Below are 16,976 nucleotides of genomic sequence, written 5' to 3'. Positions count from 1 at the left end.
GCACGGCCGATCCTACCGAGGCGACCGACCCGCCCGCGAAACGGTTTGCCGCGGCTCGCGCCGGGTCCGGCGCTATGCCTCGTCGGGGCCGCAGGTCTCCTCGAAGAAGTCAGCGTCCTCGACGGTCCCCTGGAGCGACTTCATCAGCCGGTCCCGTTCCGTCTCGTCGACCTGGACGGGGACCACCCCGGAGGCGTCGGTGAGGCGGCGGAAGCCGCCCCGGCTCTCCAGGCGGCCCGCCACCCGGATCGGGAGGCCGACGAGGTGGGCGTGGCCCGCGGTGCGGTACGCCTCCTCGTCGAGGGTGACGCGGACGTGCGGGACCTCCGCCCCGCCGAGCACCCGGAGGCGCACGGTGCCCTCGCCGCGCGGCCCGGAGCGGCGCATGCGGACGACGGCGCCGGTGAGCCGTACCGGCACGGACGGCTCGTCGGTCAGGTAGCGGGCGCTCGCCTCGCGCAGGGCGGGCAGGTCGCCGGGCGAGAACTCGACCGGTTCGGGCCGGGCGGCGCACCCCGCGGGCGCACCCGTCGACGGGGCCCACTCCAGGGCGATGCGGGCACCCTCGGTGCCGCGGACGAGGGCGACGAGCGCCTCGGTGAGTTCCCGGCTGACGCCCGCCTCGACGGCGGCGTCGAAGGCCTCCATGCCGCCGGTGGCCCGCTGGTAGTCGGTGGCCTCACGGGCGGCGTGCAGCGCGTGGTAGAGCCGGACGGCGATCGGGCGGCCCGGTTCGACGGGCAGGAAGGCGGTCATGCCGCGGCCGCCGGGCGCCGCGCCGACGACGACGGTCTCCAGGGAGGCCTGGGCGGGGCGCCGGTGCCGGGCCCCGTGGTAGCCGGCCCGGCCGCGCACCGCGAGGGCGCCGGCGAGGAGCAGCTGACGGGCGGCGGACCTGAGCTGTTCCTGCACGGTCCAGGGGACGGTGCCGGCCGGGCCCGGGGGCACGTCGCGCCACCAGCGGATCTCGTCGCTGGGCACGGCGAGGCCGGTGAGGACCTCGCGCGCGGAGGGCGTGCCGCTGCGGGCGAGGGCGGTGAGCGCCTCGCCGAGGAGGTCCTCGCAGTCCGGGAAGGCGCGGCTCTCGGGGACGAGGAGGCTGGTGCCCGTGCCGGGGCCGGGGGGCGTCCAGCGGCTGTAGCGGCCAGCCGCCCCGCCGCGCCTGCGCCACCCGTGGCGGGCGAGGAGGGCGCCGAGGACCCGCGGGTCGACCCGGCCGGGGTCGGGCGCGCCCTGGCTGTCCGCCCAGGGGCCGGCGGGCGGGGCGGGGACCCCGGTCCACGGGCCGGGGGTGTCGCCGGGCGCCGGGTGGGGCCGGTAGGGCGGGGGAACGGAGACGGGGCCGTGTCCGGCCCCGGTCCCCTCCTCCCCGAACCTCGGTTCGTCGGTCGGTCGGTGCATCAAGGTCTCCCTCCCACGCCGACCCGGGTCATGATCTCGCAGAGCGCCCGGTCGTCGAAGATCCGTGCCGTCGGTATGCGCACGGTGGTCCGGCGCCGTCCCGTGACCGGGTGTCCGGCCAGGTTGATCCAGTAGCAGCAGTGCCGCAGGTCGAGCCGGTCGTGGCCGGCCCTCAGCCAGTCCTCCTGTGACCTCGGGACGAGCATCACGACGAGGATCTTGTGCACGGAGACCGGCGTCCTGGCGAGCTTCACCAGGTGGTCGTTGTCGAGGGTGAACGAGAAGGTGCTCCCGGGCGGGCGCGGCGATATCTGGTAGGTGCACTTGAGCTGCACCTTGATGGTCACCTCGTCGTCGACGGTGTGCGCGGGAGCGCTGTGGCTCACGTGCCAGTCGATGCCGTTGTCCGGAAACGGCTGGGAGAGCGAGCAGCCGGCCGCGGCAGCGACCGCGTGCAGATAGCCCACCTGAAGGGTCTCCATGCAGGCGGTGGTGGCGAGTGAGCCGCGCGTCGGTGCCAGCCGCTGGGGCGGCAGCCCTCCCGACTCGGGCTGGGCGAGCGCCATGTCGATTTCCTTCCCCGTCCCTTGTGTTGTGACCGGTCCGCGTACGGCGCAAACAGTCCGGGTATCACCGTTTCGGGGCAGGGGGTTGGCCATCTGCCGCACGTGTGCAGGGAGTTCAGGGATGACGATGCACTGGTACGAAGGGCCCCTGGCCGCTTTCGACACGGAGACCACGGGAGTCGACGTCGAGGGCGACCGGATCGTCTCGGCCGCACTGGTCGTGCAGGATGCCGCGGGAGCCCGTCCGCGGGTGACGCGCTGGCTGGTCAATCCGGGCATACCGGTGCCCGAAGGGGCCACCGCCGTGCACGGCCTGACGGACGAGCACCTCCAGCGGAACGGCCGCTGGCCGGCTCCGGTGATGGAGGAGGTGGCGCGCGCCCTGTCCGAGCAGACCGCGGCGGGCCGTCCGCTGGTGGTGATGAACGCGCCGTTCGATCTGACGATCCTCGACCGGGAGCTGCGCAGGCACCGGGCGTCCACGCTCGGCGACTACCTGGGGGGCGCTCCGCTGTGCGTGCTCGACCCGCGGGTCCTGGACAAGCACCTGGACCGCTACCGCAAGGGCCGGCGCACGCTCACGGACCTGTGCGCGTTCTACGAGGTGGAGCTGGCGGGCGCGCACGACGCGGCGGCGGACGCGACGGCGGCGCTCGATGTCGTACGGGCGGTGGCGCGGCGCTTCTCGTCCCGGCTCGAACGGCTGACCCCGGCGGAGCTCCACACCCTGCAGGCGGTGTGGCACGCGGCGCAGGCGCGGGGGCTCCAGGCCTGGTTCACCCGGCAGGGCACGCCGGAGACGGTGGACCCGGCGTGGCCGCTTCGGCCGGAACTGGGCACGGCGGCCTGACACATGACAGAGGCCGGTCCGTCTTTCGACGGACCGGCCTCTACCCGGTGGGCGATACTGGGATCGAACCAGTGACCCCTTCGGTGTGAACGAAGTGCTCTCCCGCTGAGCTAATCGCCCGGGAACGGGTTGAACCATACAGGCCTTCGCGCCCTCCGTTCAAACCGGCCGCCCGCCGCCCGGGGTACTCAGGCGGGAAGCGGCCGAAGATGAGTACCGGGACGCATTCCCGCCGGGTGTGGCCCGGGCCACACTCCGGACATGGACAACTCCCTGCCGCCCGCGGACGAGCTGGTGCTCGTCGACCGTGAGCTGGCCCAACTCGACACACGCCGGTCCCAGTTGCTGGCCCGGCGGGCCTGGCTGCTCCAGGTGCTGTACGCGCCGGCCGCGCCGGCGAGGGCGGCGACGGCGCGCCCGCGCCCGCCGGTGGCGGACTCGACGCCGCGGAGCGCGCAGAACGTGCTGCTCACGCTCGGCGGCACTCTGCTGACGATCGCGGCGGTCGCCTTCACCCTGGTGAGCTGGGGCTCGATGGGGATCGGCGGCCGCGCCGCGGTGCTGTCGCTGGTGACGTCGGCGGCGCTGGTGGCGCCCGTGGCACTGCTGCGCCGGAGCCTGGTGTCGACGGCCGAGTCGGTGGCGGCGCTGGGTCTGGTCCTGATGGTGCTCGACGCGTACGCGCTGCACCGGGTGGCGCTGCCGGAGACGGACGGCCTCGGGTACACGGCGGTGGCCGCCGCGGTCCTCGCGGGCGCGTGGGCGGCGTACGGTTCGGCGCTGTCCCGGCTGCGGAGCCCGCTGCCCGCGGCCGTGGTCGCCGGCCAGCTGCCGCTGCCGCTCGGGGTGCTCGCGGCCGGCGGCGGGCCGACGGCCTTCGCGTGGGCGGCGCTGGTCACGGCCGCGGCGGACGGGGCCCTGGTGCTGTGGACCCGGCCGGCGTCGGTCCGGATCACGGCGGCCACCGGTGCGGTGGTGCTGGGCGGCTGGGCGCTCCTGACCGGTGGCTGGCTCTCGCTCACCTCGCCGTGGAGCGGCGCGCCGCTGCTCCTGGCGGGCGCGGCGGTGACGCTGTACGTGGCCTGGCGGACGCCCACGCTGTCGGTGGCGGGGGCGGCGATCGCCGGTCTGACGGCCGTGACGGCCCTGGGCGGTCTGCTGAGGGGGTCCGTCCCGGCGGAGTGGACCGTGCCGGCGTACGTCCTGTGCGGGCTCGCCCTGGCGTCGGTGTGGCGCGTGGGCGCGGTGGGCTCGGGCACTGCCCCCGCGGCGGGAGAGGCGGGGGCCGGGCGGCCGACGCCCACCGACGCGGCCGCCGGTCCTGACGGAGCCCGCGCGGCCGGGGTGCGGCTGCCGGCCGGGGTCCGGCTCGGCCTCGCCGGCGCGGGGGCCGGGGTGGCGGCGCTCGGGGCCGCGTGGGCGCTGCCGCCGGTGGCGGCGGGCCTGCTCGGGCCGGTGGCCCGGACCACGGAGGTCTGGTCGGGCGAGCACGCCGGGCGCGCCCTGGCCTCGTACCCGGCGACGGCCGTCCTGGTCCTCGCGGTGGCCGCCGCCGTTCTCGCGGCCCTCCCCCGGCTGTGGGCGCGCTGCGCCGCCCTCGTCCTGGTCTGGGCGCTCCTGACCGCGCTGCCGGTCTCCCTCGACCTGCCGTACGCGGCGACGCTCTCCCTCCAGCTCCTCACCAGCGCGGCGGCGCTGGCCTGCGCCGTCCGTCCGGGCCCGCTCACACGCGGCCTGCGTCCGGCCGAGGCGCCCGGGGCACCGGTCGGCGGGCCGGGACCGGCGAATCCGCCGGGCGCCATCGGTCCCGGTGCGCCGTGGGTCTCCTGGGCGCCCGAGCGGCCGGGCCGTCAGCCGTCCGCCGTCGAGCCGGGGACCGCCCTCGGGTGGAGCGCGTACGCCGCCGGGCTGGCGTCCGTCCTGAGCGCGATCGCCCTGGCCCTGGACGTGCGGGGGGCCACGTTCACCGCGCTCGGGGTGGTGCTGGGGCTCCTCACGGGCGTGGCGGTGCTCGGTGGCGGCGCGCGCCGGGTGGTCGCGGCCTGCGGGGCGGTGCTCACGGCGACGGGGCTCGTGTTCGCGGCGGCGGCCGTCGGCGGGTTCGAGGACCACTGGACGGCGCTCGCGCTGCTGCTCGTCCCGGCGGCGACCGCCGCCCTCGGCTCCCGGGCTCCGCGCCCGGTGGCCCTGGCGGTGGAGATCACGGGCGGGGCCGTGGGGCTGCTCGCCCTCGGGATCGCCGTGTCCCGGCCGGCCTTCCTCGCGCTCGCCCTGGCCCTCGGCGGGGTGATCGCGGCGGCGACGGCGGTGCGGCCGGAGCGGCGCCGGTTCGCCTCCTGGACGGCGGCGGCGCTGTTCCTGCTCGCCACCTGGGTGCGGCTGGCGGTCTGGGACGTCACGACCCCGGAGGCGTACACGCTGCCGGTGACCGTGCCCGCCCTGGTCGTCGGGTTCCTGCGGCGGCGCCGGGACCCGGAGGCCTCGTCCTGGACGGCGTACGGCCCCGGTCTCGCGGCGACGCTGCTGCCGAGCCTCTTCGCGGCCTGGATGGACCCGGAGTGGGCGCGCCCGCTGGCCCTGGGGGTCGTGGCGCTCACGGTGACGCTGCTGGGCGCGCGGTTCCGGCTCCAGGCGCTGCTGGTCCTCGGTGGCACGGTGCTGGTCCTGGACGGGCTGCACGAGCTGGCGCCGTACGTGGTGCAGGTGGTGGGCGCGCTGCCGCGCTGGCTGCCGCCGGCCCTCGCCGGGCTCCTGCTGCTCGCGGTGGGTGCCACCTACGAGCAGCGGCTGCGGGACGCCCGGAGGCTCCGGGACCGGGTCGCGCGGATGCGGTGACGGAAGACGCCGAAGGCCCGGGACGGTGATCCGTCTCGGGCCTTCGGGCCGGGTGGTGGGCGATACTGGGTTCGAACCAGTGACCCCTTCGGTGTGAACGAAGTGCTCTCCCACTGAGCTAATCGCCCCGGTGCACCGCAAACATTACCGCATGTCAGCGGGGCTCCCGAACCATCCGAGGGTCACTCGGTGATCTTCCACGGCATGACGAAGCCGAACTTCCAGAGGTAGACGCCGAGCAGGACGGCGATGATCACCAGGCCGACGGTGGTCAGGATGATGTTGCGGCGGCGGACCTTGGGGTCGAGGGCGCGCTGGGCGGCCTCGGTGACCTTGCGCTTGGTCCAGCGGAGCACGAGCTGGGCCCAGACGAACTCGGTCGCCCAGATCGCCATGCCGCCGAAGATGACCAGCCAGCCGGGGCCCGGGAGCACCAGCATGAGCACTCCGGCACCGACCACCGCCAGACCCACGACGAAGACACCGACCTGCCAGCTCAGATGCAGGCCTCGTCGGGACTTGATGAACTCCGGTGCGCGGGATCCCAGTTCGGCTTCCTGGCCGTCTGCGGACTCCCCGGTGCGCTCGTCACTCTCCGCATTCATGCCTCCCAACTTACCGGACGGCGAGCCGTCGCCGGAATGGCGGTATTACCGCAGGTCACACGCACCCATACGAGCTACCTGAACGATCACAAAACCGACAGAGGGGTTTACAACGGCACTGGAGGTGGCATGTCGATTTCGCCGACGTGCGAATCCCCGAGCGCACACTGAGCGAAAGGCCCTGGCGCTTATGAACACCACGGTCAGCTGCGAGCTGCACCTGCGCCTCGTTGTGTCGAGCGAGTCCTCACTGCCTGTACCCGCGGGCCTGCGGTATGACACGGCCGATCCCTATGCCGTGCACGCCACCTTCCACACCGGAGCCGAGGAGACGGTCGAGTGGGTCTTCGCCCGCGACCTTCTCGCCGAGGGGCTGCACCGGCCCACCGGCACGGGCGACGTCCGTGTCTGGCCGTCCCGTAGTCACGGTCAGGGAGTCGTCTGCATCGCGTTGAGTTCCCCCGAGGGAGAAGCCCTGCTCGAGGCCCCGGCGAGGGCCCTGGAGTCGTTCCTGAAGAGGACCGACGCCGCTGTGCCACCGGGCACCGAGCATCGACACTTCGATCTCGACACGGAGCTCTCCCACATCCTGGCCGACAGCTGAGCCAGGCCGAGAGCCGCACGGCGCCGTCCGACTCGGGGCGACGGCGCCGCGCGGGCAGCCACATAGGCACGACATCCGGCGCTCCCACCGCGCAGCCGGCGCGGTGGTGGGCGCCGGTGTCCTTTTCCCGGTCGCGCTAAAGTCAGCGCCATTCCGCGGGCGCCCGCCCGCGGCCGGCCAGGGAGCGAATCGTGCTGATCCCCCACGACACCCGGATCGCCCTCGACACCGTCGTCGATCTGATGAACACGGCGCCCCAGGGCGACCGCGCCGACGAGCTCGCGGACCTCCAGGGGCTGCGGATCTTCGTGGAGGCGCACAAGATCAGCGGCGTGGGGGAGCTCGGGCCCGGCGACCTCCGGGCCGTGCGCGCGGTGCGCGAGAATTTCGCGGCGGTCTTCTCCGCCCCCGAGTCCCGGATCGCGGCCCCCCTGATCAACCAGCTCGTGGCGGGTGCGGGCACCACACCGCAGCTCACCGACCACGACGGCTACGACTGGCACGTGCACTACTTCGCGCCGGGCGCCTCCGTGGCGGACCACCTCGCGGCCGACTGCGGCATGGCGCTCGCGTTCATCGTGGTGGCGGGCGAGCAGGAGCGGCTGCGGCGCTGCGAGGCGCCGGACTGCGGCCGGGCCTTCGTCGACCTCTCCCGCAACCGTTCGCGCCGCTACTGCGACAGCCGCACCTGCGGCAACCGTCTGCACGTGGCCGCGTACCGGGCACGGCGCAAGGAAGCCGCGGGCTGAGACGGGCCGGAGCGGGGACCGAGGCGGGAGACGTCCCAGCACGCGCCTCCGCACACCCCACCGCACCCCGCGCCGCACACCTCACAGCACGAAGAGATCGTGCACGGCGGCCATCAGCAGCAGACAGCCGATCACCCCGAGGAAGATCATCAGAGGGGGCTGGGAGAGCGCGAACAGACAGCCGCGCGGCTCTTCGGCAGGGGCATCGGGGGCGGCGGGAACGGGGTCCCGCGAGGTATCCAGCATCTCGGGTGGATGATCGCGCACCCAGGACCCCTGAAGTCCCCTAAAACGCTCCAGCGCAAAGGGAGTTCACCCCTTCCCGTGGATCACGGGAAGGGGAATCGCCAGAAGCGATCAGATTCCGTGCTTCTTCAGAATCGCCTCGATGTCACTGAAGTCCTCTCCAGCGGCCTTGCCGGCCTGCGGCTTCGCCGTCACGGCACGGGAGGGCGCCGACGCCCCGGGGGCCACGGCACCCGGCTCGGCCCCCCGGGTGGCCTGCTTCCGGCCGCCCCGGCGCCGCTCGACGGACCGGGTGGACAACAGGAGCAGCCAGGCGGCGCCGAGCACACCGAAGCCGGCCCAGGCGACCGGACTGAACGCCGTGTCAGCGATCCACTCGACGGCCCCCGTCATCACCAGACCGAGCGGCACCAGGGCGTAGGCCGCGATCCGGGCGGCGGGCAGGAACCGCTTCCGGTACGCCATGATCGCGGCGATGCCCAGGCCCGCCGCGGACACCGCGGAGCAAATCGTCTCGGCGAGCATGCGGTCCTCCAGGTCCCGGGTGATACGTCCCTTCCATCCTGCACCGCCGAGGCCGCCTCGGGCCATGGCCCGAGGCCGGTCTCAGGGAGATCTCCGGGTCACCCCGGCCGGATCTCCTCCCCAGGTCCCGGTGAGGGAGACTGCTGTCATGAGCGACTCCACCACCGCACCCGCCTCCCCCGTCGTCCTCGAGGCGTGGTTCGACCTCCAGTGCCCCGACTGCTTCCGGGCCCTCGACGACGTCCACGCGCTCCGCGAGAAGTACGGCGACCGGCTCGACGTCCAGCTGCGCCACTTCCCGCTCGCGAAGCACAAGCACGCGTACGCGGCCGCCCAGGCCGCCGAGGAGGCCGTCGAGCAGGGCAAGGGCTGGCCGTACGTGGCGGCGCTGCTCGCCAGGACCGCCGAGCTGGGCGAGCGGGGCGAGCCGGTGCTCATCGAGATCGCCGGCGAACTGGGCCTGGACGCCGAGGAGTTCGACACCGCCCTGATCGACGGCCGGCATCTGCTGACCGTCGACGCCGACGAGGCCGAGGGCAAGGCGATCAAGGTCACCGGCACCCCGACCTACGTCATCGACGGTGAGCGTCTGGACGGTGGCCAGAGCCAGGACGGTCTGCGCGGACGGATCGAGGAGATCGCCGACCGCCTCCTCGGCGCCTGACCCCGACCGCGGGCCCGACCCGTCCGCCGGCGTCTACCGCAGCTCCTTCGCGCTGTTGACGTGGGTCGTACGGAAGCCGAGCGACTCGTACAGCCGGATCGCCGGCGTGTTGCCCGCGAAGACGTGCAGTCCGAGCCGGGTCTCCCCGGCCTCCCGGGCGACCCGCTCGGCGAGCAGCATGAGCGCCCGGCCGTAGCCGCGTCCGCGCTGTCCCTCGGCGACCTCGATGTCGTACACGAAGGCCGCCCATCGCTCCGGCTCCAGCTCGATCCGGCCGGTCCAGAGGTGTCCGGCGGGCCGCCCGTCCCGTACGACCACGTGGATCGCGACGCCGGGGGTCGCCAGGCCCAGCGGCAGGAACCTCGCGTGACTGCTCTCCGCCTTGGCCCGGGCCTGGGCCTCGGGGACGCCGCGGTCGATCCAGCTGCGCGCGAAGCCGTCCTTGGCCCGGACCTCCCACTCCCCGAACTCGGCCTCGGTCATCGGCCGCACCTCGACGCCCCCGGGCAGCTCCGGCGGCTCGGCGGGCAGCTCCTTGACCATGTTCCGGCTGCGCTCGGTGTACCCGAGCGAGTCGGCCATCCGCAGCGCCGCCTCGGCGTCGGCGGGCACCGAGATCTGCGCCTCGACGCAGCCCCAGCCCCGCAGCACCTCCTCGGAGGCGAGCGCGGCGACCGTGCCCCGGCCCCGTCCACGGTCCGGTTCGTCGACCCGGAGCCGGCCGATCACGCCGGCGGCGGCGCCGAAGCCGGGGTCGGTGGAGAGATGGACGGAACCGACACGGCGGCTGTTCACACACACGTCGTAGGTGCGGGAACGGCCGCCGTCGGGCCTCTGCTGTAGCGGCTCGGCCGGCCGCAGGGTGGTGGTCATCATGGGTGTTCTACCCACCCCGGGGCCGTCCGTCATCAGGTTTTACCCGAGGCGCGGGTCCCGGTCCCGGGCGGCGTTCTCGTCGAAGATCCGCATGGCCTTGGCGGTGACCGGGCCGGGCGCGGGGCTCAGCTCGCGTCCGTCCACCCGGTGCACGGCCTGTACGTCACGGAGGGTCGAGGTCAGGAAGATCTCCTCGGCGCTCTCCAGGACGTCCAGCGGCAGGTCGGCCTCCTGCGCGCCGGTCCACCGCACGGCGAGGGCGCGGGTGATGCCGGCGAGGCAGCCGGAGGAGACGGGCGGGGTGAGGATCCGGCCGTCGACCACGACGAAGACGTTGGAGCCGGTGCCCTCGCAGAGCTGCCCGACGGTGTTGGCGAAGAGCGCCTCGGTCGCCCCGTGCTCGCGCGCCCTGGCGAGGGCGACCACGTTCTCGGCGTACGAGGTGGTCTTGAGGCCGGTGAGGGCGCCGCGCTCGTTGCGGGTCCAGGGCACGGTGACCACGGCGGTGGAGTCGGCGCGACGGCTGCTCTCGCCGAGGGCGACGACCAGGGTGGGGCCCGCGTCCCCGCGCTCCGAGCCGAGCGGGGAGAACCCGCCGGTGTACGTGACGCGCAGCCGGCCGAGTTCCATCGGGTTGGCTTCGAGGACGGCGGCGCAGGCTCGGCGGACCTCGTCCAGGTCCGGGTCGGGCAGGCCGAGGCCTCTGGCGGAGCGGGTGAGCCGCTCCAGGTGAAGCGTCAGAGCAAACGTTTCTCCCCGGACGGCCTTCACCGTCTCGAAGATCCCGTCGCCGACGGTCAGTCCGTGGTCCAGAACGGAGACCAGAGCGGTCTCCGCGTCGTGCAGCCCGCCGTTGACCCAGAGTTTCATCGAGAAATGGCCTTTCCGCTCGCCTCAAGGGCGCCTGACTCGTAGGCGCCCGACGCTATCGCGACGAGCCGGGCCGCCTTGAGCTCGGTCTCCTCCCATTCCCGCTCCGGGTCGGAGCCCCAGGTGATCCCGGCGCCGGTACCGAAGCGCAGCACGCCCTCGGGACGGTCGATCCAGAAGGTGCGTATGCCGACGGCCAGCTCGGCGGTGCCCGCGTCGGCGTCGACCCAGCCGACGCCTCCGCAGTAGGGGCCGCGCGGCGCGGTCTCCAGCGCCTCGATGATCCGCAGCGCGCTGGACTTGGGCGCGCCCGTGACGGAGCCGGGCGGGAAGGTGGCGTCCAGCAGCCCGGGCCAGCCGGCGCCCTCGCGCAGCAGGCCGGTGACCGTGGAGACGAGGTGGACGAGGCCGGGGTGCTCCTCGACCGCGCAGAGGGCGGGGACGGCGACGGAGCCGGTCTCGCTGACGCGCCCCAGGTCGTTGCGGACCAGGTCGACGATCATCACGTTCTCCGCGTGGTCCTTGGGCAGCAGGTCGGCCGCGGTGCGACCGGTCCCCTTGATGGGGCCCGAGGAGATCAGCGCCCCCTCCCGCCGGAGGTAGAGCTCGGGAGAGGCGGTGGCGATCTCCACGCCGTGGGCGGGGAGACGGATCGTCCCGGCGTACGGGGCGGGGTTGCCGCGGGCGAGCAGCGCGGTGAGGGCGTCGACGTCGGCGACGGCCGGATCCGGCAGCGGCGCGGTCAGCACCCGGCAGAGGTTCGCCTGGTAGACCTCGCCGCGCGCGATGTGCTCGCGCACGCGCCGCACCCCCGCGATGTACGCGGTGCGGTCGAGGGAGGACGTCCAGTCACCGGCGGCGGGGCCGCGCCAGGCGCCCGGGAGGGGCGCGGGGACGGGGTCCGGCCGCACGTCTCCGAAGCGGGCGCAGGTCAGGCGCCCCTCGAAGTCCGCGCAGACGGCCCAGAAGCCGGCGGAGTCCAGGGCTTCGGGGTCGTGGGTGACGTCCCGGAGGTCGGTCGCGACGAGGCCGCCGAAGCGGGCCAGAGGAGCAAGGTCGTGCACGCATCGAGTCTAGGTCGGCCGGAGGAGGGACACCGGGCACACGCGTCGGCGTACGGAGGGGGCGCGCGGGACGAGGGCTCCGCGCCACCCGGGGAACACGGCGAGTGAACGCGGCGCGAACCCTCCGGGACGCCCGGCCGGGCACCGGGATCGGCGCGCAGGTCAGCACGCTGCGGAAACGCGTTTTTGTGCTGGCCCAGGAATCCGCTAGAGTTCAACACGTCGCCGGGACGCGCAAGCGAAACGGAAACGACAAGCGGACGTGGCTCAGTTGGTAGAGCATCACCTTGCCAAGGTGAGGGTCGCGAGTTCGAATCTCGTCGTCCGCTCGATGTGGGGGATCTTCCCGAACCCCTGTATTCACTCCTGGTGGAGTGGCCGAGAGGCGAGGCAACGGCCTGCAAAGCCGTCTACACGGGTTCAAATCCCGTCTCCACCTCCAAGGACGATTAGCTCAGCGGGAGAGCGCTTCCCTGACACGGAAGAGGTCACTGGTTCAATCCCAGTATCGTCCACTGGACCCCCGGGTCCTGGATCTTCGGATCACCCGCGCGATTAGCTCAGCGGGAGAGCGCTTCCCTGACACGGAAGAGGTCACTGGTTCAATCCCAGTATCGCGCACGCAGTACGCAGTACCTCCGGGTATGTTCGTGTGCACCCCGCGCGATTAGCTCAGCGGGAGAGCGCTTCCCTGACACGGAAGAGGTCACTGGTTCAATCCCAGTATCGCGCACCACCGAGAAGCCCCCGGCCGCATCGCGCGGCCGGGGGCTTCATCGTACCCCCGGTCAGGAGGAGAAGAGCATCCGGCCGAAACCACGCTGACGGTGGTGACCGCCGCCGTGGTGGCCACCGTGGTGCGGGGCGCCCCAGGCGGGAGCCGCCGGGGCGGGCTGCGCCGGGTAGGCCTGCGGGGCGGGCGGCGCGGGCGGGGCCTGCTGGACCCACTGGGACTCCAGGCGGGTCAGGGCCTCCAGCTCGCCGTAGTCCAGGAATATCCCGCGGCAGCCGCTGCACTGCTCGATCTGGACACCGTTGCGGTTGTACGTGTGCATGGCCGCATGGCACTTGGGACACTGCATGGTCGGCTCAACTCCCTGACTTCGCCGTTCGAATGGTGCTTCACCTTAACGGGACGCCGAACCGGCCGAATCGGTTCGGAGTCCGGCGATACGGGCACAGGTGTCGATCATCACGTCCTCGACCTCGTCGAGCGGCCGGTGCTCCGCCGTCGACTTGGCGAGCGCCAGAGCGGCGGTCTGGACCGTCAGGGCACGGGCGGGCACGTCGAGTCGGATCCACGGATCGGCGCCCACGGCGGGTCCTCCCGCCCGCTGGTACGCGCCGAGGAAACGGGACCAGACCTCCGGGGGGAGGAGCCCGGCGGCGAACCAGGCGGCGGGGCGGGCCAGATCCCAGGCGGGGTCGCCCAGACCCAGGTCGTCCACGTCGATGAGTCGCCAGGCGGCGGGGGGTGCGGGCCGGGTGGCCTGGGCCGGTACGGGAGCCGGTACGCGCACCAGTTGGCCCAGGTGGAAGTCGCCGTGGCAGAGCAACCGGGGCGCCGGGGAGGCTCCGCCGGGGGTGGGCCGCCGGGCGGCGTCGGGGATCGATCGCCAGGCCGCCTCCACCGTCGCGGCCGCCGGGTGGTCCGGTGCCGTCCCGCGCATCCGGTCCACCGCCAGGGCCACCTTGAGGGGAGCCCGCATCTCCGGGAGCCGGTCGGCCAACCCGGGGGGCGGCGGGGTGCGGTGGAGCCCGGCGAGGAGCGTCGCCGCCTCCTCCCAGGGGGCGGCGTCGGGGTCCGCGGGGTCGACCGGCGGGCCGTACGGCCACAGCGTGACGGGGCGGCCGTCGAGTGCGTCGGGCGTGAGGGCGGGAGTGGGCGCGGGCGCCGGGAGGGGTGGGAGGAGGACGTCCGCGACGTCCGGGTGGCCGGCCAGTGCCAGGCGTACGCGGTGCGCCTCGGGGTCCGTGCCGGGCGCGTGCGCCTTCGCGACCAGCCGCCCGTGACGCACGACCGTCCCGTCGTCCCGGTCGGCCAGCACCCCGACGAGGCCGCTCGCGCAGTGGCAGGGCGTGCCCGGGCGGTGGGCGGCGGCGTGCGCGAGGGCGGCGAGCCGGTCGAGGGGAGGCCTGCGAGGGGAGTCCACGGAGGGAGCGTACGGGGCGGAAAGGCGCGAGGGCCGGTCAGCTCCCCAGCTGACCGGCCCCACGCTGCCGTCCGCCGCACCCCCGTCCCCACGGGGCTGATGGCCGGATGTCCCGACCCGGGCCGCTCTCCCGGGTCCGGGGCGCTTCTCAGCGCCCCAGCATCACGCCCACGGACGACGCCTGTGTGACCACCGCTTCCCAGCCGCCGAAGACGACCACGAGCAGGGCCGCGAGAGGGAGGACCATGGCGGTGGCCACCAGGGGGTGACGCCGGCTCGAAGGCCGGGTGCTCGTCCGAAGTGCCGAGAAGGCCATGGTTCCTCTCCTGTCGTGTCTGGCGCGGCGGGTGCGTGACCTCGGGGGACGAGTGCTGCACCCGCCGCTTGACATCAACACTAGGGAGCCGGGAGGGCCTGGACGTCATGCCCGCGTACCGACTTGCGGGCCTCCCGGAGGATGACGCCCGGCCGGACGGCGTACTCCCCTGGGTGGAGACGGGGGCCGGGAAGCCGGGGTCTTCCCGGAGGGGTTCCGGGAGAGCCGGTGGAAGGGTGACGGCCCGGCGGGACAGGGGTGGCGGCGGCGTGACTTCGCTCACTTCGCCGGGGGCCGCGCGAACGCCCTGGTCCGGAGGGCTTCCCCGGCGCCCCCGGGACCCGGCGGCCCGCTCCTGGACGGATCGTCAACTGGGGTGTCGGCGCCGGGGGTTGGAGGGGCGTCCCGATGCGGGCCGTCGCCTCCTCTCCCCCTCAGTACTGACAATCGATCCCGGTGCGAGGGCGCGGCCTATGAGCACGTACGGGCGCCACTACGTAAGCTGTGCCACGTCGAACGGACGAGGGGACGGACATGGCGATGATGCGGCTCCGGCGCGAGGATCCGCGGATCGTCGGGTCGTTCCGGCTCCACCGGAGGCTGGGCGCCGGCGGGATGGGCGTCGTGTACCTGGGGTCCGACCGGCGCGGCCAGCGGGTGGCGCTGAAGGTGATCCGGCCCGATCTGGCCGAGGACCAGGAGTTCCGCTCGCGGTTCGCCCGTGAGGTGTCGGCCGCCCGGCGGATCCGCGGCGGCTGTACGGCCCGGCTCGTCGCCGCCGACCTGGAGGCCGAGCGCCCCTGGTTCGCCACCCAGTACGTACCCGGCCCCTCGCTGCACGACCGGGTCGCCGAGGAGGGCGCCCTGCGCGCCGCCGACGTCGCCACGATCGGGGCCGCGCTCTCGGAGGGCCTCGTCGCCGTCCACGAGGCCGGGGTCGTGCACCGGGACCTCAAGCCCTCGAACATCCTGCTCTCCCCCAAGGGCCCCCGGATCATCGACTTCGGCATCGCCTGGGCCACCGGGGCCAGCACCCTGACCCATGTGGGCACCGCCGTCGGCTCGCCCGGCTTCCTCGCCCCCGAGCAGGTGCGCGGCGCGGCCGTCACCCCCGCCACCGACGTGTTCTCGCTCGGCGCCACCCTGGCGTACGCGGCGATGGCCGACTCCCCCTTCGGGCACGGCAGTTCCGAGGTCATGCTCTATCGGGTGGTCCACGAGGAACCGCATCTGAGTGGCGTGCCGGACGCGCTGGCGCCACTCGTCCGAGCCTGTCTCGCGAAGGACCCCGAGGACCGTCCCAGCACGCTCCAGCTGTCCATGCGGCTCAAGGAGATCGCGGCGCGCGAGGCGCAGGGGCTGCCGGTCTCGCGGCCGCCCGTCCAGCGTGACCGGGCCGAGGAGCGGCACGCCGTGCGGCCGACCGAGCGCTACACCGAGCGGGACGTGCCCGGTCGGGGGCCGGAGCGGGACGCACCCGGCCGGGGCGTCGAGCGGAACACCGAGCGTGGCGCCGAGCGGGCGGCCGACCGCGGGTCGGATCGTGGGGCCGATCGCGGCTCGGAGCGCTCCTCCGAGCGCGGCCACGGGCGTGGACCCGGACCCTCCTCCCGGCCCTCCGCCGGGCCCCGCACCGGAGGGCGCCCCGCCACCCGGCCCGGTGGGCGCTCGACGTCGACCGGCCGCCGCCCCGCCAACCCTCGGCTGCTGCGGCAGCGGCTCTTCGTCTTCGTCGTCGTGACCCTCGTCGTGGCGCTCGGCATCGCCGCCGCCCAGGCGCTCCAGGGGTAGCCGCGGCGGGGGCCGGGGGCTCCTCCCGCGGGGCTCAGGACTCCGGGCGGCCCGTCGCCACCGCGTAGAACGCCACCGCCGCCGCCGCGCCCACGTTCAGCGAGTCGACGCCGTGGGCCATCGGGATGCGGACCCACTCGTCCGCGGCACGCAGGGCCTGCGTGGACAGGCCGTCGCCCTCCGCGCCCAGCATCAGTGCCACCCGCTCCAGGCGGTGCGGGGCCGCCTCGTCGATCGACATCGCCTTCTCGGCCGGGGTCAGCGCCAGAAGCTTGAAGCCCGCCTCCCGTACCGCCTCCAGGCCGCGCGGCCAGCTGTCCAGGCGGGCGTACGGCACCGAGAACACCGCGCCCATCGACACCTTCACCGAACGCCGGTACAGCGGGTCCGCGCAGTCCGGCGAGAGCAGCACGGCGTCCATGCCGAGCGCCGCCGCGCTGCGGAAGATCGCGCCGATGTTGGTGTGGTCGTTCACCGACTCCATCACCACCACCCGGCGGGCGCCCACGAGCAGTTCGGCGGCGTCCGGGAGCGGTTTGCGCTGCATCGAGGCGAGGGCGCCCCGGTGCACGTGGTAGCCCGTGACCCGCTCCGCGAGATCCGGCTGGATCGCGTACACGGGCGCCGGGACCTCGTCGATGACGTCCCGCATCACGTCGACCCACTTGGCGGAGAGCAGCATCGACCGCATCTCGTACCCCGCCTGCCTGGCCCGGCGGATGACCTTCTCGCCCTCGGCGATGAACAGGCCCTCGGCCGGCTCCCGTCTGCGGCGGAGTTCCACGTCGGTCAGACCGATGTAGTCGCGCAGGCGCGGGTCGTCGGGGTCGTCGATCGTGATGAGTTCGGCCACGGTGTGAT

General features: G+C 74.0%; 18 protein-coding genes and 7 tRNA genes. 11 read left to right on the top strand and 14 right to left on the bottom strand.

Going from position 1 to position 16,976, the window contains the following annotated elements; genetic code table 11:
* Positions 1 to 72: 72 nt before the first annotated feature.
* Positions 73 to 1,401 carry a hypothetical protein gene (locus ACRRSS_RS11345; protein ID WP_435971082.1) on the bottom strand — a complete coding sequence of 443 codons (1,329 nt, stop codon included), beginning with the start codon at positions 1,399 to 1,401 and terminating at the stop codon, positions 73 to 75.
* Positions 1,401 to 1,967, bottom strand: coding sequence for a DUF4365 domain-containing protein (locus ACRRSS_RS11340; RefSeq protein WP_435971081.1), 567 nt, complete (start codon positions 1,965 to 1,967; stop codon positions 1,401 to 1,403). Before ACRRSS_RS11340 ends, ACRRSS_RS11345 begins: the two co-directional genes overlap by 1 nt.
* Before the next feature lie 121 nt (positions 1,968 to 2,088).
* On the opposite strand from ACRRSS_RS11340, the gene ACRRSS_RS11335 reads away from it, so the two are divergent.
* Entirely contained in the window at positions 2,089 to 2,817 is a 729-nt protein-coding gene (locus ACRRSS_RS11335) for a 3'-5' exonuclease (protein WP_435971080.1), read from the top strand.
* Positions 2,818 to 2,865: 48 nt separating this feature from the next.
* On the opposite strand, the gene ACRRSS_RS11330 is transcribed toward ACRRSS_RS11335, so the two are convergent.
* Positions 2,866 to 2,937: transfer RNA gene (locus ACRRSS_RS11330), tRNA-Val, on the bottom strand.
* A gap of 141 nt (positions 2,938 to 3,078) precedes the next feature.
* Between ACRRSS_RS11330 and ACRRSS_RS11325 the strand changes: the two genes are divergently transcribed.
* Positions 3,079 to 5,652 carry an SCO7613 C-terminal domain-containing membrane protein gene (locus ACRRSS_RS11325; RefSeq protein ID WP_435971079.1) on the top strand — a complete coding sequence of 858 codons (2,574 nt, stop codon included), beginning with the start codon at positions 3,079 to 3,081 and terminating at the stop codon, positions 5,650 to 5,652.
* A 53-nt stretch (positions 5,653 to 5,705) separates the two neighbouring features.
* Here ACRRSS_RS11325 and ACRRSS_RS11320 read toward each other — a convergent pair.
* Positions 5,706 to 5,780 (bottom strand) — tRNA-Val (locus ACRRSS_RS11320).
* 54 nt (positions 5,781 to 5,834) lie between these two features.
* A complete protein-coding gene (locus ACRRSS_RS11315) occupies positions 5,835 to 6,257 on the bottom strand; it encodes a TIGR02611 family protein (protein ID WP_435971078.1) in 423 nt (140 codons plus the stop codon).
* A 190-nt stretch (positions 6,258 to 6,447) separates the two neighbouring features.
* On the opposite strand from ACRRSS_RS11315, the gene ACRRSS_RS11310 reads away from it, so the two are divergent.
* Positions 6,448 to 6,861, top strand: coding sequence for an SsgA family sporulation/cell division regulator (locus tag ACRRSS_RS11310; protein WP_015032345.1), 414 nt, complete (start codon positions 6,448 to 6,450; stop codon positions 6,859 to 6,861).
* 191 nt (positions 6,862 to 7,052) lie between these two features.
* A complete protein-coding gene (locus ACRRSS_RS11305) occupies positions 7,053 to 7,610 on the top strand; it encodes a CGNR zinc finger domain-containing protein (RefSeq protein WP_435971077.1) in 558 nt (185 codons plus the stop codon).
* Between the two features lie 81 nt (positions 7,611 to 7,691).
* Here ACRRSS_RS11305 and ACRRSS_RS11300 read toward each other — a convergent pair whose 3' ends face one another.
* Together ACRRSS_RS11300 and ACRRSS_RS11295 are read right to left on the bottom strand one after the other, a co-directional pair.
* Positions 7,692 to 7,856, bottom strand: a complete 165-nt coding sequence (locus tag ACRRSS_RS11300; protein WP_435971076.1) for a hypothetical protein — start codon at positions 7,854 to 7,856, stop codon at positions 7,692 to 7,694.
* A gap of 111 nt (positions 7,857 to 7,967) precedes the next feature.
* A complete protein-coding gene (locus tag ACRRSS_RS11295; RefSeq protein WP_435971075.1) occupies positions 7,968 to 8,381 on the bottom strand; it encodes a hypothetical protein in 414 nt (137 codons plus the stop codon).
* 148 nt (positions 8,382 to 8,529) lie between these two features.
* On the opposite strand from ACRRSS_RS11295, the gene ACRRSS_RS11290 reads away from it, so the two are divergent.
* Positions 8,530 to 9,045 (top strand): DsbA family protein, encoded by a 516-nt coding sequence (locus ACRRSS_RS11290; protein WP_435971074.1) that lies wholly within the window; start codon positions 8,530 to 8,532, stop codon positions 9,043 to 9,045.
* 33 nt (positions 9,046 to 9,078) lie between these two features.
* Here the strand turns inward: ACRRSS_RS11290 and ACRRSS_RS11285 are convergent, their stop codons facing one another.
* Genes ACRRSS_RS11285 through ACRRSS_RS11275 form a run of 3 tightly spaced genes read right to left on the bottom strand, consistent with a single transcriptional unit; the run spans position 9,079 to position 11,855 of the window.
* Positions 9,079 to 9,918: a GNAT family N-acetyltransferase gene (locus ACRRSS_RS11285; RefSeq protein WP_435971073.1), complete on the bottom strand. Its 840-nt coding sequence runs from the start codon at positions 9,916 to 9,918 to the stop codon at positions 9,079 to 9,081.
* 42 nt (positions 9,919 to 9,960) lie between these two features.
* Positions 9,961 to 10,791: an aminotransferase class IV gene (locus ACRRSS_RS11280; RefSeq protein WP_435971072.1), complete on the bottom strand. Its 831-nt coding sequence runs from the start codon at positions 10,789 to 10,791 to the stop codon at positions 9,961 to 9,963.
* Positions 10,788 to 11,855 carry a chorismate-binding protein gene (locus tag ACRRSS_RS11275; protein ID WP_435971071.1) on the bottom strand — a complete coding sequence of 356 codons (1,068 nt, stop codon included), beginning with the start codon at positions 11,853 to 11,855 and terminating at the stop codon, positions 10,788 to 10,790. The genes ACRRSS_RS11280 and ACRRSS_RS11275 overlap by 4 nt, the downstream gene beginning before the upstream one ends.
* Before the next feature lie 256 nt (positions 11,856 to 12,111).
* On the opposite strand from ACRRSS_RS11275, the gene ACRRSS_RS11270 reads away from it, so the two are divergent.
* The 5 genes from ACRRSS_RS11270 to ACRRSS_RS11250 all read left to right on the top strand — a co-directional run bounded on the left by ACRRSS_RS11270 (position 12,112) and on the right by ACRRSS_RS11250 (position 12,591).
* Positions 12,112 to 12,184 (top strand) — tRNA-Gly (locus ACRRSS_RS11270).
* Between the two features lie 39 nt (positions 12,185 to 12,223).
* A tRNA-Cys gene (locus tag ACRRSS_RS11265) sits at positions 12,224 to 12,297 on the top strand.
* Position 12,298: 1 nt separating this feature from the next.
* Positions 12,299 to 12,370 (top strand) — tRNA-Val (locus ACRRSS_RS11260).
* Positions 12,371 to 12,404: 34 nt separating this feature from the next.
* Positions 12,405 to 12,476: transfer RNA gene (locus ACRRSS_RS11255), tRNA-Val, on the top strand.
* A 40-nt stretch (positions 12,477 to 12,516) separates the two neighbouring features.
* Positions 12,517 to 12,591, top strand: a tRNA-Val gene (locus tag ACRRSS_RS11250).
* 52 nt (positions 12,592 to 12,643) lie between these two features.
* Here ACRRSS_RS11250 and ACRRSS_RS11245 read toward each other — a convergent pair.
* From ACRRSS_RS11245 to ACRRSS_RS11235, 3 genes are all read right to left on the bottom strand, one after another.
* Positions 12,644 to 12,937 carry a zf-TFIIB domain-containing protein gene (locus tag ACRRSS_RS11245; RefSeq protein WP_435971070.1) on the bottom strand — a complete coding sequence of 98 codons (294 nt, stop codon included), beginning with the start codon at positions 12,935 to 12,937 and terminating at the stop codon, positions 12,644 to 12,646.
* A gap of 45 nt (positions 12,938 to 12,982) precedes the next feature.
* On the bottom strand, positions 12,983 to 14,008 hold the full coding sequence (locus ACRRSS_RS11240) for a phosphotransferase family protein (protein ID WP_435971069.1): 1,026 nt from the start codon (positions 14,006 to 14,008) through the stop codon (positions 12,983 to 12,985).
* A gap of 148 nt (positions 14,009 to 14,156) precedes the next feature.
* Positions 14,157 to 14,324, bottom strand: a complete 168-nt coding sequence (locus ACRRSS_RS11235) for a hypothetical protein (RefSeq protein ID WP_435971068.1) — start codon at positions 14,322 to 14,324, stop codon at positions 14,157 to 14,159.
* A 534-nt stretch (positions 14,325 to 14,858) separates the two neighbouring features.
* Between ACRRSS_RS11235 and ACRRSS_RS11230 the strand changes: the two genes are divergently transcribed.
* Positions 14,859 to 16,115 (top strand): protein kinase domain-containing protein, encoded by a 1,257-nt coding sequence (locus ACRRSS_RS11230; RefSeq protein WP_435971067.1) that lies wholly within the window; start codon positions 14,859 to 14,861, stop codon positions 16,113 to 16,115.
* A 34-nt stretch (positions 16,116 to 16,149) separates the two neighbouring features.
* Here the strand turns inward: ACRRSS_RS11230 and ACRRSS_RS11225 are convergent, their stop codons facing one another.
* Complete coding sequence (locus ACRRSS_RS11225) at positions 16,150 to 16,968, bottom strand: TrmH family RNA methyltransferase (RefSeq protein WP_435971066.1); 819 nt, start codon at positions 16,966 to 16,968, stop codon at positions 16,150 to 16,152.
* Positions 16,969 to 16,976 lie beyond the last annotated feature (8 nt).

Source organism: Streptomyces sp. Qhu_M48 (genome assembly GCF_051305195.1).
In the GTDB taxonomy this organism is placed as follows: Bacteria; Actinomycetota; Actinomycetes; order Streptomycetales; family Streptomycetaceae; genus Streptomyces.
The sequence above is the reverse complement of the archived record's forward strand: the minus strand, read 5'-3'. Positions and strand labels throughout refer to the sequence as shown.